This is a genomic window from Labrys sp. E2SS-1L (genome assembly GCF_057073705.1).
In genome coordinates this window covers 227,114-241,673 of the sequence record NZ_CP172714.1, presented here as the reverse complement: position 1 = coordinate 241,673, position 14,560 = coordinate 227,114, and the positions used below count along the sequence as shown (strand labels likewise).

12 protein-coding genes are annotated in these 14,560 nt (G+C 65.8%); 2 read left to right on the top strand and 10 right to left on the bottom strand.

Going from position 1 to position 14,560, the window contains the following annotated elements:
• Positions 1-5: 5 nt before the first annotated feature.
• The 3 genes from ACIGJE_RS34000 to ACIGJE_RS33990 are packed head-to-tail and all read right to left on the bottom strand — an operon-like array spanning position 6 to position 3,051.
• Positions 6-842 carry a carbohydrate ABC transporter permease gene (locus ACIGJE_RS34000; RefSeq protein WP_149250641.1) on the bottom strand — a complete coding sequence of 279 codons (837 nt, stop codon included), beginning with the start codon at positions 840-842 and terminating at the stop codon, positions 6-8.
• 2 nt (positions 843-844) lie between these two features.
• Entirely contained in the window at positions 845-1,759 is a 915-nt protein-coding gene (locus ACIGJE_RS33995) for a carbohydrate ABC transporter permease (protein WP_483681730.1), read from the bottom strand.
• A gap of 29 nt (positions 1,760-1,788) precedes the next feature.
• Complete coding sequence (locus tag ACIGJE_RS33990; protein ID WP_394313188.1) at positions 1,789-3,051, bottom strand: ABC transporter substrate-binding protein; 1,263 nt, start codon at positions 3,049-3,051, stop codon at positions 1,789-1,791.
• Between the two features lie 142 nt (positions 3,052-3,193).
• Between ACIGJE_RS33990 and ACIGJE_RS33985 the strand changes: the two genes are divergently transcribed.
• Together ACIGJE_RS33985 and ACIGJE_RS33980 are read left to right on the top strand one after the other, a co-directional pair.
• Complete coding sequence (locus ACIGJE_RS33985) at positions 3,194-4,060, top strand: MurR/RpiR family transcriptional regulator (protein ID WP_483681728.1); 867 nt, start codon at positions 3,194-3,196, stop codon at positions 4,058-4,060.
• A gap of 13 nt (positions 4,061-4,073) precedes the next feature.
• Positions 4,074-4,754, top strand: a complete 681-nt coding sequence (locus ACIGJE_RS33980; protein ID WP_311940591.1) for a phosphoribosylanthranilate isomerase — start codon at positions 4,074-4,076, stop codon at positions 4,752-4,754.
• Between the two features lie 18 nt (positions 4,755-4,772).
• Here the strand turns inward: ACIGJE_RS33980 and fhuF are convergent, their stop codons facing one another.
• From fhuF to ACIGJE_RS33945, 7 genes are all read right to left on the bottom strand, one after another.
• Positions 4,773-5,474, bottom strand: coding sequence for a siderophore-iron reductase FhuF (fhuF, locus tag ACIGJE_RS33975; protein ID WP_483681725.1), 702 nt, complete (start codon positions 5,472-5,474; stop codon positions 4,773-4,775).
• Entirely contained in the window at positions 5,471-7,468 is a 1,998-nt protein-coding gene (gene fhuB / locus ACIGJE_RS33970; RefSeq protein ID WP_483681723.1) for a Fe(3+)-hydroxamate ABC transporter permease FhuB, read from the bottom strand. Before fhuB ends, fhuF begins: the two co-directional genes overlap by 4 nt.
• Entirely contained in the window at positions 7,461-8,297 is an 837-nt protein-coding gene (locus ACIGJE_RS33965) for an ABC transporter substrate-binding protein (RefSeq protein ID WP_483681722.1), read from the bottom strand. Before ACIGJE_RS33965 ends, fhuB begins: the two co-directional genes overlap by 8 nt.
• A gap of 65 nt (positions 8,298-8,362) precedes the next feature.
• A complete protein-coding gene (locus tag ACIGJE_RS33960) occupies positions 8,363-10,795 on the bottom strand; it encodes a TonB-dependent siderophore receptor (RefSeq protein WP_483681720.1) in 2,433 nt (810 codons plus the stop codon).
• Between the two features lie 148 nt (positions 10,796-10,943).
• Positions 10,944-11,927: a FecR family protein gene (locus tag ACIGJE_RS33955; RefSeq protein ID WP_483681718.1), complete on the bottom strand. Its 984-nt coding sequence runs from the start codon at positions 11,925-11,927 to the stop codon at positions 10,944-10,946.
• Positions 11,928-12,083: 156 nt separating this feature from the next.
• Positions 12,084-12,596: an RNA polymerase sigma factor gene (locus ACIGJE_RS33950; RefSeq protein ID WP_311940597.1), complete on the bottom strand. Its 513-nt coding sequence runs from the start codon at positions 12,594-12,596 to the stop codon at positions 12,084-12,086.
• A 239-nt stretch (positions 12,597-12,835) separates the two neighbouring features.
• The gene (locus ACIGJE_RS33945) at positions 12,836-14,554 is read right to left on the bottom strand and encodes an ABC transporter ATP-binding protein (protein WP_483681716.1); all 1,719 of its coding nucleotides are present in this window, start codon (positions 14,552-14,554) and stop codon (positions 12,836-12,838) included.
• Positions 14,555-14,560 lie beyond the last annotated feature (6 nt).

The window sequence follows — 14,560 nt, the reverse complement described above, 5'->3', positions numbered from 1 at the left end:
AATAGTCATTCCTTGACGGCGCCGCCGGTCAGGGCGGCGGTGATCTGGCGTTCGAACAGGACGAAGAGGATGAGCGGGGCGAGGGCGGCGATGAAGATGGCCGCCAGCATCACCGGATAGTTGGTGATGTGCTCGCCGACGAAATCGGCCAAGCCCACCGGCAGCGTCTTCTTCGCCGGCGTGTTGATGAAGACGAGCGGGAAGAGGAAGTCGTTCCACACCCAGATCATGTTGACGATGGCGGCGGTGAACATGGCCGGCCGGGCGAGCGGCACCGCGATGCGCCAGAAGATGCCGAATTCGCTGCAGCCGTCGATGCGCGCCGCATCCATCAGTTCGCGTGGCAGGGTGACGAAGAAGGCGCGCATGATGAACAGAGTCACCGGCACGTTGAAGGCCGCCGTCGGCAGGATCACACCGAGATGGGTGTCGAGCAGGCCCATCGTGCGCAGTACCACCACCAGCGGCACCAGCGCGACATAGGCGGGGATCGCCATGGCGACCATCAGCCCGGCCTCGACGCCGGCCAACCAGCGCGGGCGGTAGATGGCGAGCCCGTAGCCACCGGCCGTGGCCGCGGCGACGGCGAGGAGGGTCGAGCCGGCCATCACGATCAGCGAGTTCAGGGAATAGGTGCCGAGCGCGCCATTGCTCCAGGCCTGGACGAAGGCGTCGAGGCTCGGGGCCGCCGGCAGCGACCACACCGAGCGCATGAACTCCTTGTTGGTCTTGAGCGTGCTGTAGGCCATCCAGGCGAAGGGCGACACCACGATCGCCACATGGAGCGACAGGAAGGCAAGGACGCCGAGGCGCGTCGGGCTCCAGCGGGACAGGGCCGGCATGCTCACGCCTCCCTGCCGGCGGCGCGACCGCGCAGCGCGCGGAAGACGATGAAGGCGCCGATGGCGGTGAGCAGCATCTGGGCAAAGCCGATGGTGGCGGCATAGCCCATCTCGAAGGCGTTGAAGCCGACCTTGTAGAGATAGGTGGAGACGACCTCGCTGGCATGGTTGGGGCCGCCATTGGTCAGCACGAAGACCAGGGAGAAGGTCTTCAGCGAGCCGATGACGCAGAGCAGCACATTGGCGCGCACCGTGTCCCACACCATGGGTACGGTGACCGAGACGAAGGAGCGCCAATGGCCGGCCCCGTCGAGTTCGGCCGCCTCGAACACGCTTTCGGGCACGTTGCGGATGGCGGCGACGAACAGCAGCACGTAGAGGCCGAGATAGGTGAAGCTCATCACCGCCACCACGGCGGCGAAGGCGGTGGAAGACTGACCGAGCCAGCCCGAGGCGAGGCTGCCGAGGCCGACCGCCTTCAGCCCGGCATTGAGCAGCCCGAAATAGGGATTGTAGATGAAGCGCCAGAGCAGGCCGATGCACACTTCGCTGACGATCACCGGGACGAGATAGAGAAACAGGAAGAAGCGTCCGACCGCGCCGACGACGCGCACCAGGCAATAGGCGATGACAAGGGCGATCAGCACCTGCAGCACGATGGCCGAGACGGCGACGGCGAGGTTTCGGGCCAGGGCCGCCCAGAAGAAGCCGTCGCCGGCCAGGCGGACGAAATTGTCGAGGCCGACGAAGACGGGGGTGGCCGAGCCGTTCCATTGGTAGAAGGACAGCACGCCCGAATGCAGCACGGGATAGGCGACGAAGAGGCCGACCAGGCTCAGCGTCGGCACCAGGAAGGCGAACGCATAGCGCGCATCACGGCCGGCCGACGAGTCCTTTCCTGCTTCCTGCATTGCCATGGGATGCGTCTCTCCTGGCCTGAAGGCGCCTATTTCGCCTTCAGGGCGTCTTCCACGCGCTTGGCGGCGTCAGCCGGTGCGACCGAGCCGTCGAGCACGCCCTGCAGCGAAGTGTAATAGGCATCGGTGCCCTTGGGCGGCATGGCCGTGTCGTAGAAGGGATCGAGCTTGCCGGCCTTGCTCATCAAATCGTTGCTGATGGCATAGAGCACCGGCCCCGCGGCGGCCTCAGTGGTGGCGCCCTTGACGGTGACCATGGTTTTGCGCAGCTCGACATATTTGGTCATCACCGCCGGCGAGGTGAGGAAGCGCAGCAGCGTGACCGCGTCCTTCTTGTTGGCGGTCTTTTCGGCGATGCCGAAGGCGGCCGCGACGCCGCCCAGCACGTCGCCGGGGTTGCCCTTGCCACCGGCCACGGCGGGGAAGGGGAAGAAGCCGAGCTCGAAGCCCTCGGGCGCGTCGGCGGAGGCGCCGATCTGCCAGGTGCCGTTGAGCATCATCGCAGCCTGGCCGTTGAGGAAGAGCATGTTGGCTTCCTGGTCGCTCATACCGTTGAAGCCGACGGGGAAATAGCCCTTGGAGGACAGGCTGGCGATGCGGGTGAAGGCCTCGGTGGCCTCCGGGGCGAGCGACGTGTCGGCCTTGCCCGCCACGATGTCGGAGACCAGGCCCGAACCCTTCAGGCGCATTTCGAGATATTGGAACCAGAAGGTGGCCGGCCAGGAATCCTTGTTGCCCAGCGCCATCGGTACCAGGCCGTCGGCCTTGATCTTCTCGCACAGGGCCAGGAATTCGTCATAGCTGGCGGGGACCGTCCAGCCTTTTTCGGCGAACAGGGCCTTGTTGTACCAGAACACGGCGGCGTCGATGTCGATCGGTACGGCATAGGCATGGCCGCCGATGCTGGTCTGCGCCAGGGCCGTGGGCAGGAAGCTCTCGCCCCAGCCATCCTTGGCGAGGTCGGCGTCGAGGGCATACATCTGGTGGCCGGCCACGAAGGCGCCGAGGAAGCCACCCGGCAGGGTATAGAACACGTCCGGCGGGTTGCCGGAGGCCATGGCGGTGTTGAGCTTGGTCTTGTAGGCCGATTGCTCGGCCGCCACCACGTCGAGCTTGATGTCGGGATGGGCCTTGGCGAACTCGTCCAGGGCGTAGGTGATGAAATCGACCTTGTCCTTCTGACCCGAATAGGCGTGCCAGAAGGTCAGCTCACCGGCGAGTGCCGACAGGTTCATTGCCAAGGACGCGGCCAGGGACGCCACAACGCCGAGTGCAAGTGCGCGCAAACGCATGTCTTCAATCCTTCCCCACCGGTTTCATATGCTCGGTTTGATTGAATGCAGTGGTGCCACATTGGGAAAGACATGTCTACAGTGGCACCACAAACAAGGTCGTGCTAGAAGCTGGACGGCAAGTGCAAGATTCGAGGCAGGCATGATCGATCAGGCCAAGAATGCGGCTGGGGGGCAGGCAGCGAGCCGGCTGCGCAGCGCGTTGCCCGCTCTTTCCGAATCGGAACGGCGCGTGGCGCTGTGGATCCTCGACCATGTCGACCTGGCGATCCGCCAATCCATGTCGGCCATCGCCCAGACCGTCGAGGTCAGCGACACTACGGTCTTGCGCATGTGCCGCACCGCGGGCTTTGCCGGCTTCACCGATCTCAAGCTCGCCCTTGTCCGCGATACCGGCGAACGTTCGGCCGCCCGGCCGGACGAAAGCGCGGCCGGCGCCGATGGCGATCTCGGCTGGGCCAAACGGGTATTCAATGCGAATATCCAGGCCATCAGCGACACCTTGTCGATGCTCGACCAGGGCGACTTCGCCCGCGCCCTCGATCTCGTCGCCGGCGCCCGCCACATCCTGATCGGCGGCATCGGCGGGTCGGGCATCGTGGCCCAGGCCTTCTATCAGCGCTGCTTTCGCCTGGGCCTGCGCTGCGACGCGCCGGTCGATTCGCAGCTCCAGCTCATGCACGCCTCCCTGCTCGGGCCGGGAGATCTCGCCGTGGCCATTTCCTATTCCGGCATCACCAACGATCCGGTGCTCCTCCTGCAGGAGGCCAGGACGCAGGGCGCTTCGACCCTGTGCATCACCGGCAACCGGCGCTCGCCTTTGGCACGCCTTGCCGATGTCGTGCTGGTCAGCGTCTCCCATGAACTGCGCAGCGAGCCGATGGCGGCCCAGATCGCGCAGCTGACGCTGGTCGATGCCCTCTATGCCGTCCTGGTCGCGCGTTCGCCCGACACGGCCCAGCTCAACGAGGAGCGCATGGTCAATGCCATCCTCCCCAAATCCATCTGAACAAGGCCCATCCATGAAAGTACAGATCTATACGATGCAGACCGCCGCCGAGGCGCTCGAACTGGCGGCGCTTGGCGTCGATTGCCTGGGCGTGACGCCCTCCGACCGCGGCCTTCCCGGCGAGATCAGCAATGAGATGGCGCGCGAGATCGTCGACGCCCTCGCGGGCAAGGCGACGCGCGTCGCTTTGTCGGTCGAGGCCGAGCCGCAGGCGATCGCCGCCATGGTCGATGCCGTCAGGCCGGACGTGCTGCATCTGTGCGGCGATATTGCCAAGGTCACGCCTGCGGTGGTGAAGGCGTTGCGGAGCGCGCTTCTCGCGCGTCATCCCGACTTGAAGATCCTGCAGGCGATCCCGATGACCGGCCCCGAGGCGCTCGACCATGCCGCGGCTTTCGAGCCGGTGTCCGACATCTTCATCCTCGATTCGGTCGCAGCCCATATCGGTGGCATCGGCGCAGCCGGCGTGACCCATGATTGGTCGCTCAGCCGTGAGATCGTGGCGCGCAGCAAGTTGCCCGTCATCCTGGCCGGAGGCCTCGGCCCGGACAATGTCGGGGAGGCGATTCGCGCCGTGCGCCCCTGGGCGGTCGATTCGCTCACCCATACCAACAGCCCGCTGGCCTCGGGTGGCTTTCGCAAGGACCCTGCCAAGGTCGCTGCCTTCGTTGCGGCGGCGCGGGCGGCTGCCTGAGCAGACCATGGCCTGCCCTCAGTCGAGGGGGCAGGTCTTGCACAGTTTCAGGCCGTCCATACGATAGCGCAGGCAGCAGATCCGGCGCCTTCGCCCTTTTTCGGCGCTGTAGCGGATGGGCTCGAACAGGGGGTTGCTCGTGCCGTCGCTCCAACGCCGGGTCGCCAGCAAGGCGCGGGCCTGGTCGAGGCCTGGGTGGCCGGTTCCCAGGAAGGCCTCCAGCTCGCCCAGGCTGTGCTCGACGATGGTTCCGGCATTGCTCCACAGCACTTTCCGGGGCAGGGCGCTGGCGCGCGAGATCGCCGCGATCATCGGGGTGAGATGGCCATCGACCAGGCTTTCGAAGCGCTCGCGGACTGTGCTTGGCACAAGAGGGCTGCCTGCATGCGGCAGGCTCAGGGCAGCGGTGCGGCCGTCTTCGGAGAGGACCACGCCAAGCTCGCCGATTGTGATCGGCAAATTCCAGCCGGCGATGATATTGGCGGCCAGGACGGGCGGTATCAGGATCGAAAAATGCCATTTCGACCAGAGCGTCGCCACCGCGACTGGCTCCGGCTCCTGGTAGTTCCCGGCGAAGCGGGCCAGGAGAAGTGTGAGATCCTCGCCCTCGACCAGGGCGGTCGCGGGAATGAGGGCGCGGGCGTCCTCCCCCAGCACCAGATTGTCGGCGAGGAAGGCCAGCGGGCCCTGGAAGAGAGTGGCGAGCATGGTGGCTGTCATCGCTTCCAGGCCGTCATGACGAAATAGGCGCCGCCAAGGGCCGTCGCGATCAGCCCGGCCGGGATCTGCCAGGGAAAGGCGATGGTGCGGCCTGCCCAGTCGGCCAGGACCATCAGCACGGCGCCGACGAGGGCCGAACCGTAGATTTCGGCCAGTGCCGTCCGCGTGCCGAGGCGTCGTGCCAGATGGGGCGCCATCAGGCCGACGAAACTCAACGGCCCCACGAACAAAGTGGCGATGCCGGTCAGCACGGCGACGACCAGCACGATGGCAAGGCGCGCACTGGCGATCGGTACGCCGAGCGAGCGGCCGACCGGCTCGCCCAGCGGCATCAGGCCGATCCAGCGCACCAACGGCAAGGGCAGCAACAGAGCAAGGGCCGTTGCCAGGACGATGGCGCGTGCCTCGGCGGCATCGACCGAATAGGTCGAGCCCGACAGCCAGCCGATCACCCGCAGAATCCGGGGATCGCCGATGACGAGCAGGATCGACAGCAATGAAGCCAGCAACGCGCCGAGGCCGGCCCCGATCAGCAGAAGATGGTCGGGAGCAAAGGCCGAGCGCCGGCTAAGCCGGAGCACGCAGCCCAGTATGGCGAGACAGGCCAGGCAGGACAGCGCCGCCGTGCCAGAGCGGTCGAGGCCCGGCAGGAACAGGGTCGCCACCAGCAGCATCAGGGCGGTTCCCGAGGAGATGCCGAGGAGCTCGGGGCTGGCCATCGCGTTGCGGGTCAGGCGCTGGAGCAGCGAGCCCGCCATCGCAAGCATGGCGCCGGCGCAGCAGGCGGCCGTGATGCGCGGCAGACGCCAGATCGACAGCTCGGCGAGCAGCCTGCCATGGGCGAGTTGCCAGCCATCGGGGCCGGGGCCGAGCGTGGCGGCGAGGGCGAAACTCGCAATCAGGGCCGAGCCAAGGCCGATGAAGGCCGGCGCGGTGCCGACCTGCAGCCGCATCGGTGCGCTCATCGCTGCGGGAGCACTGCTGGCGACGGGCGTGCGTTGCAGCATCCAGAGCAGCAGGGGAACGCTGACAAGCATGACGGTGATGCCGGCGGGAATCTCGATGCCGCCGGCCAGCGCCAGCAGGGCCTGGTCGGTCAGCACCAGCAGGCCCGCGGCAATCAGCGGGGCTGCGATCAGGCGGGTCGACAGCCGCCTCGCGCCGGCGCCTCGCGCGATGGCTGCGCCGGCAAGGCCGAGGAAGCTGATCAGGCCGACCGTGCTCGCGACCAACGCGCTCAGCCCGACGGCGGCGAGCATGGTCGCGCCCCTGACCAGCGACGTCCGTACGCCCAGCCGCTCCGCGCCCTCGATCTGCATGGCCGAGAGCGGGCGCATCAGAAGGACGATCGCCAGCGACACCAGGCCGAGTTTCGGCCCCAGGGCCAGCACGCTTCCCCATCCGTTCTGGATGAGCGAACCAGCCTCCCAGATGTAGAGATCGCCGAGGGTGTCGAAATGGGTAAGCACCAGCATGGTGCCGCAAGCGCCGAAGACGAGCGAGGCAATCAGCCCTACCAGGGTGACCGTCGCCGGCGCGAAGCCGGACCGCGCCGAAAACAGGAGGACGAAGACGGCGACGCCCAGGCCTCCGGCCAGCGCCGGCAGGTCCCAGCCCAGCGACAACAGTCCGGGTGCCCAGACGATCGAGGCGGCGATGGCGCATTTGGCCCCCGCGAAGATCCCCAGCGTTCCCGGTTCGGCGAGCGGGTTGCGCAGCACCTGCTGGAGAACCACGCTGGCCAGGCCGAGAGCGCCGCCGCCGAGGAGGCCGGCGCAGAAGCGGGGGGCCAGCTCGTCCCGCGCCATGATTGCGCGAAGGTCGTCGGCACCGGCCAGCAGGGCCGGCCAGGCCGCAGGCGGGACCAGGCGGGAAAGGTTGAGCAGGAACAGGGCCGCGGCGAGGCCGAGGAGGATGGCACCGACCATGATCCAGCCGGAGATCCCGCCGATGACGCTGTCACGGCCGCTGGCTGCAAGTCGGGCTTCAGGCATCGTGCGGCAGACTTTCAGCGAGCTGGCGAGCAAAGCGCATCGCCGAGGCGACGCCGCCATTGGGGTAGATCACCGGCATCATCGTCAGCCTGTCGGCCTTGACGGCGGGAAGAGCGCGCCAGAGCGGATTGTCGGCAAGCCGGGCCAGGGCGTTGCGGGTCTCCACGCCCCGGTCGAAATGCACGATCCTGGCCTCGGGATCGCCCGCCAGCTGGTCGATGCCCACCGAGATCACGCCCGATCCGTTCACGCGCCCGCGCCAGGCATTGACGAGGCCGAGCCGGGTCAGGCTGTCGCCGATCAATCCGGTGCCGCCGAACAAGGCAACCGTGCGGCCGTCCTGGGCAAAGCGGCCGACATAAAGGGATCGGCGGGTTCGCCCGGCGAGGGCGGTGCGTGCCTCGGCAAACGTCGCCTCCAGCTGCGAAGCGAGGGCCTGCGCCGCCTCCTTCCTGCCGGTCAGCTCCGCGAGCTGGACGAGCAGCCCGATCGCCTGGGCGACGCCGGATTTGCCGGCCGAGGCCGCATCGAGGGGAACCAGCGGCGCGATTTCGCGCAAGCGGCGCAGAGGCCCGGCCTGCCAGGCCGCCATGACGATGGCATCGGGTCGGATAGCCTGCAGCAGCTCGGCATTGGGCTCGAGCAGGGGCCCGAGGTCCATGACCTCATCGGCAAGCGCCGGCTTGGCGACGAGCCTGTGATAGAGCGCGACATTGGCCACGGCCACGGGATTGACGCCGAGCGAGACAAGAAGCTCGGTCGCCAGCAGATCCAGCGCGACCAGGCGAGGCGGGCTCGCTGCACGTGCCGGAATTCCCATCACGGCCATGAAAGGGAGAGCCAGAGCAGCGCGTAGCATGTCGCGCCGCACGGCCGCCCGCCCTGGCGAGAGAGTTACCATTTATAGGACAGCGTCGCGGTTGCCGTCAGCGGCTCGCCATAGCGGCACCCCGTCGAGCCGGCGCAGGTGTAGAACTTCTTGTTGAACAGATTGCGCGCATTCACGGTCAGGCTGGCACCGTCGAGTCTCTTGTCGATCACGCCGAGGTCGTAGCTCGCCATGGCGTCAACCAGCAGATAGTCCGGCACGTGGGTCGGCTTGCCCAGCACGTCGATGCTGTCGGCGATGTAGGTTTCCCCGACATAGCGCAGTCCGCCGCCGATCTTCAGCCCCCGCACGCCGAGATCGTCGAGCTTGTAGCTCGCCCATAGCGCGGCGGAGTGCCGGGGCACCAGGTCCACCGGCCGGCCCACCGTGGAGGCTACCGCGCTCTGCAGGGTCTTGCTGTCGGTAAAGGCGTAGCTGGCGACGAGGTCGAGATTGCCGAAGGAGGAATGGGCCTCCAGCTCGACGCCGCGCGAGCGGACCTTGCCGATCTGATAGACGTCGCCGAGGGCGTCGAAGCTGCTGACATTCTGCTGGGTGAGCTCGTAGACGGCGGCGCTGAGCAGCAGGTTGGTATCTTCGGGCTGGTAGCGCACGCCCGCCTCGTATTGCAGGCCCTTGTTGGGCTTGAGTGCCGTACCGGAGATTGCGTCCAGGCCGAGCTGCGGCGCGAAGGACTGGCTGACGCTGACATAGGGGGCGATGCCGTTGTCGAAGCGGTAGACCAGCCCGGCGCGGCCGGTGAAGGCGCTGTCGTTCTGGCGCGACTTGGCGCCCGTCAGGTAGTTCAGAACCGTGGCGCGGTTCCAGTCATGGCGCCCGCCGAGCAGCACGGTCAGGTTGCCGAGGCGAATCTGGTCCTGCAGATAGATGCCGAACTGGTCGCTGAGATTGTCGCTGCCGCGATCGACGCCATAGTTGATGACCGGGTAGCCGGAATAGACCGGGTTGTCGATGTCGAGCGGGACGATCGAGCCACGATAGCGGTGCGAGTCGTAGCTGCGACGGTAATAGTCGAAGCCGACCAGGAGGGTGTGGTTGAGCGGGCCGGTCTCGAAGCTCTTCTCGATCGAGGTGTCGGCCGTGATGCCGTAGGAGCGCTCGGTGCGGGCGCTGGCCCGCCGTGCGAGCTGGCCGTTGGTGACGGGCAGGAGGCCAGCCTGCATATAATCCCAGCGCACGTCGGAATAGTAGTAGCGGGCGTTCTGGCGCAGCTTCAGCGTCTCGTCGAAACGGTGCTCGAAGGCATAGCCGATCGTATAGGCATCGCCCACGAAGCGATCGAAGGATTCCTCGCCCAGGAACAGCTTGCGCGGAATGCGCCCGGTCGCGACGTCGTTCCAGTAGAGCGGCGTGATGAAGCGGGTATTCACATGCTGATAGCTCGCCAGGAGCGTCAAGGACGTGGCCTCGTTCGGCTGCCAGGTGATGGCGGGCGCGATATAGACCTTGTCGTCCGGTACGTGCCTGACCCAGCTGTCGGCGTCCCGCACCAGGCCGGTCAGGCGATAGCGCAGGGTGCCGTCGGCCGTCAGGGCATCGGAAAGATCGAAGGAGGCTTGCTTGCGGTCATAGCTGCCATATTCGAGATTGATTTCGTGCAGGGGTGTTGGCGTCGGGCGCTTGGAGATGGCGTTGATCACGCCGCCTGGCGCCAACTGGCCGTAGAGGACCGAGGAGGCCCCGCGCAAGACCTCGACGCGCTCCAGGCCGTAGGGCTCCTGGGCGCTGTCATAGACATTGGACTGCAGTTTCATGCCGTCGCGCAGCATGCCGCCATTGCCGGTGGCGACGTCGAAGCCGCGCAGCATCACGTCATCCGTCATGCGGCTGAAGCCCTGCGACTGCATGCCGACCCCCGGCGTATAGGTCAGGACGTCGGCCAGGGAGGCGACCTTCTGGTCCACCATCTGGTCCTTGGTTACGACAGTGACGGACTGTGGTGTCTCGATGATCGGCGTGTCGGTCTTGGTCCCCGAGGCGCTCTGGCGGGCGACATAGCCCTGCACCGGGGCCCAGGCCGATTGCGCCTGGACGATGACCGGGTCGAGTTCGATCGCGCCTGAGTTCTCGGTTCCGCCGATGCTCGCGGTGACGTCGGCAGAAAGGACGGTCACTGTGGAGGCATTGCTGAAGCGATAGTTCAAGCCGGAGCCCGCCAGCAGCCTGGCAAGCGCCTGCTGCACGGTCAGGGACCCGCGAACCGGGCGGCCGAGCGTCTTGATAGGGCTGTTCTCGCGGAAGACCACGGAAAGACCGGCGACGCGCCCGATCTCGTTCAGCGCCTGGGGAATCGGCCTCGCCGGAATATTGAAGGTGAAACGCTGTCCGGCGGGCTGCTCTGCCCGGGCCACCGACACGCCCACGCTTGCCGTCGTCGCAGCCATCAGCATGGCGGCCGCCATCCTGCCGGCCACACGCTTCACGCCATGCCTACTCATCGCAACCTGTCCCCTCGATCATCGATCACCGGCAAACCCGCGGTCTTGGCACCTGCGGATTACCAGCCTCCATGGTCTTCACGTTCGAGGGGGCGTTTCACTGAACCCCTTGGCGAAGATTTTTCTTCGTATCGCGGAATCGGACACCTTACGGCCGGATGAACACGACGAGTCCACCGGGTAGGGCAGTCATGCGGAAGCCGACGCTGGCCTGCAGGGACTGCAGTGCCGCATCCGTGTCGGCCAGGCTGAAGCTGCCGGTGACGCGCTGGTCGCTCAGGCCCGCATCGGTAACGACGATCCTTCCCTGCCGATACCGCGCGATTTCCTCGATGACCTCGGACAGCCGGGCCCGGTAGAAGACATAGCGTCCCTTGCGCCAGGCCAGCGCATCCTTGAGATCGACCTGTTCGATCTCGCCTAGGCCTTGCCTGTCGAAACGAAGGCGCTGGCCCGGTTCGTCCAGCAGAGCTTCGCCGATATGCTCGGCCTTGATGGCGACCTTGCCGCTCTCGAGCGTAACGATTGTGCCGTCTTCGCCGAGACTGACGTCGAACTGGGTGCCGATATCCCTGATGTCGCCGTCCGGCACGCGCACGACGAAAGGAGCCTTGCCGGGGGCGACGTCGAAAGAGGCGGTGCCGCGCAGGAGCCTGACCTGTCTTTCGTTCTTGTCGAAGGCCTCGTCGAGCGCGCTGTCGGCGTCGAGAAGCACTTTCGAACCATCGGACAGTGTGATGGCACGCCGTTCGCCGCGGCCGCTGCTGTGATCGGCCATCAGTTTCTGCAGCAGATGAGGGTTCTGCAGCCAGATCACGCCGCCGAGGCCGAGTGCCAGCACCAGGGTGGCAGCCGAGAGCCGGCGGAAGCTGCGATGCTGGCGCCGGCTTCTGTCGACGGCGTGCAGATAGGGCGCGAGCGCTTCGTTTTCCCTGGAGGCGAGCTGGCGGGCGGGCCGTTCGGCAGCGCTCCAGACCTGCTCCGTCCTGCGAAGGGCGTCGGCGTGAGCGGGATCGGAACCGAACCAGTGCTCGAATTCGGCCTGCTCGGCCCGTGACAATCCAGCGAGGCGGCGAACGAACCAGTCCCTGGCCTCCTGTTCGACATCTCGTGAGGATTGGGGGGGTGCCATGATCCGTGGCCTCGAAAACCGCTTTTTCGTCTATGGCACCGTGCGATAGAGAATCGCGGCACTATAGCCCGACTGTGCCGGGCTTGCCTGTCGCATGATGCCGGCCGACGCGATCGTCGGGGACGAGCGTCTGTGGAGGATTGGGGGCCGGTTGCCTCAGGCCCCGTCCGGGGATATGCCATCGCTTGCTGCGCAGGCAGCGAGCGCTCGTGCCATATGCTTTGCCACGGCGCGCTCCGAGATGCCCAGCGTCGCGGCGATCTCGACGAAACTATGCCCGTGAATGCGGTTCAGCAGGAAAATATGCCGCGTCTGCCGGGGCAGTGCCGCGATTCTGTCCTGAAGGGATTGCAGGTTCTGGCGGGCCGAGAGGATTTCGAACGGCGTTGCGGGAGAGGCCGCATATTGGCTCGGCAGCGTGCCCTCCTGCAGGCGCTCGCGCCTCGACTCCGACCTCAGATGATCGATCGCTGCATTGCGGGCGCAACGGGTCAGGAATGCCGATGCGTTGCCGGTGGTGTCGCTGGTGCGCTCCCAGATCCGCAGGAACATGTCCTGGATGAGATCGAGCGCCGCATCCCGGCTCCTGACTTTGCGCCGCAGCGTCCGCTCCAGGCGAGGCCGCTCCGCGGCATAGAGAGTTTCGATGTCGTGACTGCGGCTGTTCATGGAGCGAAATCTGTGAGCGGGCGGCGATGCCGGGCAATTACGCAAGCATTATCCAGAAAAGCAGTGCCTCTCAACCGAAATGATTTATATTAATTCTAAATTGTACAGATTATCTGTCTCTGTGTAAAATATAAATAAGAATAGAATGCGAGCATTCCGAAAGTAATATGAGGTCGTTCCCAGTCGATGTCGTTGGAAAGACAGGCCCGATTTGCTGCAGTGCCTGTCTTCCCAAGGCGTCAGACAAATTGCGCCCGGTGCAGTCGCCCATAGATTCCGGACTTGTCGAGGAGATCGCTATGGCGCCCCTGCTCGACGATGCCGCCGCGGTCGACGACGAGGATGCGGTCGGCATTCTTGATCGTCGCCAGGCGGTGGGCGATCACCAGGGTGGTGCGCCCCTTGGAAAGCTCGGCGAGGGCCTGCTGGATGGCGAGCTCGGTCTCGGTGTCGAGCGCCGAGGTCGCCTCGTCGAGGATCAGGATCGGCGGGTTCTTCAGGAACATGCGGGCAATGGCCAGGCGCTGCTTCTGGCCGCCCGACAGCTTGACGCCGCGTTCGCCGATCAGGGTGTCCAGGCCATTGGGCAGCGAGGCGATCACGCCGTCGAGACGGGCGCGGCGGGCTGCCTCGAGGATTTCGTCTTCGCTCGCTTCGAGGCGGCCATAGGCAATGTTCTCGCGGATGGTGCCGCCGAACAGGAAGACGTCCTGCTGCACGATGCCGATCTGGCTGCGCAGCGAACGCAGGGTGAGATCCCTGATGTCGATGCCGTCGATGGTGATGGCACCCTGTGTGACGTCATAGAAGCGGGGCAGGAGCGAGCAGATCGTGGTCTTGCCGGCGCCCGACGGCCCGACGAAAGCCACCGTCTCGCCGGCGGCGATCGACAGATCGAGATCGGCCAGGATCTGTCGGTCGGGCGTATAGCCGAAACCGACCTTCTGGTACCGGATGGCGCCGGTGAGCAGCGGTGCCGGCCGGGCATCGGGTCGGTCGGTGATGTCGGGCCGGGTGTCGAGGAAGTCGAGATAGCGGCGGAAGCCGGCGATGCCCTTGGGATAGGTCTCGATCACGGCATTGATCTTCTCGATAGGACGGAAGAACACACCGATCATCAGGAGGAAGCCGACGAAGCCGCCATGGCTGAGCTGGCCGGTCAGCACGAAATAGCTGCCGGCGACCATCACGGCGAGCTGGGTGAGCCGCATGCTCAGATAGCTCAGCGAATTGGAGGCGGCCATCAGCCAATAAGCCTGCAGCTTGGTGCGGCGATAATCGTGATTGTCGCGCGAGAACAGCGCCCGCTCATGGTCCTCATTGGCGAAAGCCTGCACCACGCGGATGCCGCCGACATTTTCCTCGATGCGGGTGTTGAAGCTGCCCACGCTGTCATAGAGCGCGCCCCAGTTCTTGGTCATGCGGCCGCCATAGCGCAGCGTCACCCAGGCCGTTACGGGCACGACGAGAGCGGTGATGAGGGTGAGCTCGACATGCAGCGAGAACATCAGCAGGAAGGCGCCGGCCAGCGTCATCACCGCGATGAACAGGTCTTCGGGACCGTGATGGGCGATCTCGCCGATCTCCTCCAAATCCTTGGTGAGCCGGGCGACGAGATGGCCGGTCTTGTTGTTGTCGAAGAAGCCGAAGGACAGTTTCTGGAGATGGTCGAACGCCTTGCGCCGCAGCTCGGTCTCGATGTTGATGCCGAGCATGTGGCCCCAATAGGTCACGATCGCCATCAGGCCGGTATTGACGATGTAGACGGCCAGAAGGCCGACACAGGCCAGGGTGATCAACTGCCACTGGCCTGACGGCAGTAGCGTATCGATGAAGATCTTGATCGCGACGGGAAAGCCGAGCTCGAGCAGGCCGGAGGCGATCGCGCAGGAAAAATCCAGCAGGAACAGGCCGCGATAGGGCAGATAATAGGCGGCAAAGCGTTTCAGTAAGGCCATGGCTAT

Bases quoted from the DNA above. Each gene is read 5' to 3' on its own strand.
- ACIGJE_RS34000 (WP_149250641.1), bottom strand. From the start codon at position 842: ATGCCGGCCCTGTCCCGCTGGAGCCCGACGCGCCTCGGCGTCCTTGCC.
- ACIGJE_RS33995 (WP_483681730.1), bottom strand. From the start codon at position 1,759: ATGGCAATGCAGGAAGCAGGAAAGGACTCGTCGGCCGGCCGTGATGCG.
- ACIGJE_RS33990 (WP_394313188.1), bottom strand. From the start codon at position 3,051: ATGCGTTTGCGCGCACTTGCACTCGGCGTTGTGGCGTCCCTGGCCGCG.
- ACIGJE_RS33985 (WP_483681728.1), top strand. From the start codon at position 3,194: ATGATCGATCAGGCCAAGAATGCGGCTGGGGGGCAGGCAGCGAGCCGG.
- ACIGJE_RS33980 (WP_311940591.1), top strand. From the start codon at position 4,074: ATGAAAGTACAGATCTATACGATGCAGACCGCCGCCGAGGCGCTCGAA.
- fhuF (WP_483681725.1), bottom strand. From the start codon at position 5,474: ATGACAGCCACCATGCTCGCCACTCTCTTCCAGGGCCCGCTGGCCTTC.
- fhuB (WP_483681723.1), bottom strand. From the start codon at position 7,468: ATGCCTGAAGCCCGACTTGCAGCCAGCGGCCGTGACAGCGTCATCGGC.
- ACIGJE_RS33965 (WP_483681722.1), bottom strand. From the start codon at position 8,297: ATGGCCGTGATGGGAATTCCGGCACGTGCAGCGAGCCCGCCTCGCCTG.
- ACIGJE_RS33960 (WP_483681720.1), bottom strand. From the start codon at position 10,795: ATGAGTAGGCATGGCGTGAAGCGTGTGGCCGGCAGGATGGCGGCCGCC.
- ACIGJE_RS33955 (WP_483681718.1), bottom strand. From the start codon at position 11,927: ATGGCACCCCCCCAATCCTCACGAGATGTCGAACAGGAGGCCAGGGAC.
- ACIGJE_RS33950 (WP_311940597.1), bottom strand. From the start codon at position 12,596: ATGAACAGCCGCAGTCACGACATCGAAACTCTCTATGCCGCGGAGCGG.
- ACIGJE_RS33945 (WP_483681716.1), bottom strand. From the start codon at position 14,554: ATGGCCTTACTGAAACGCTTTGCCGCCTATTATCTGCCCTATCGCGGC.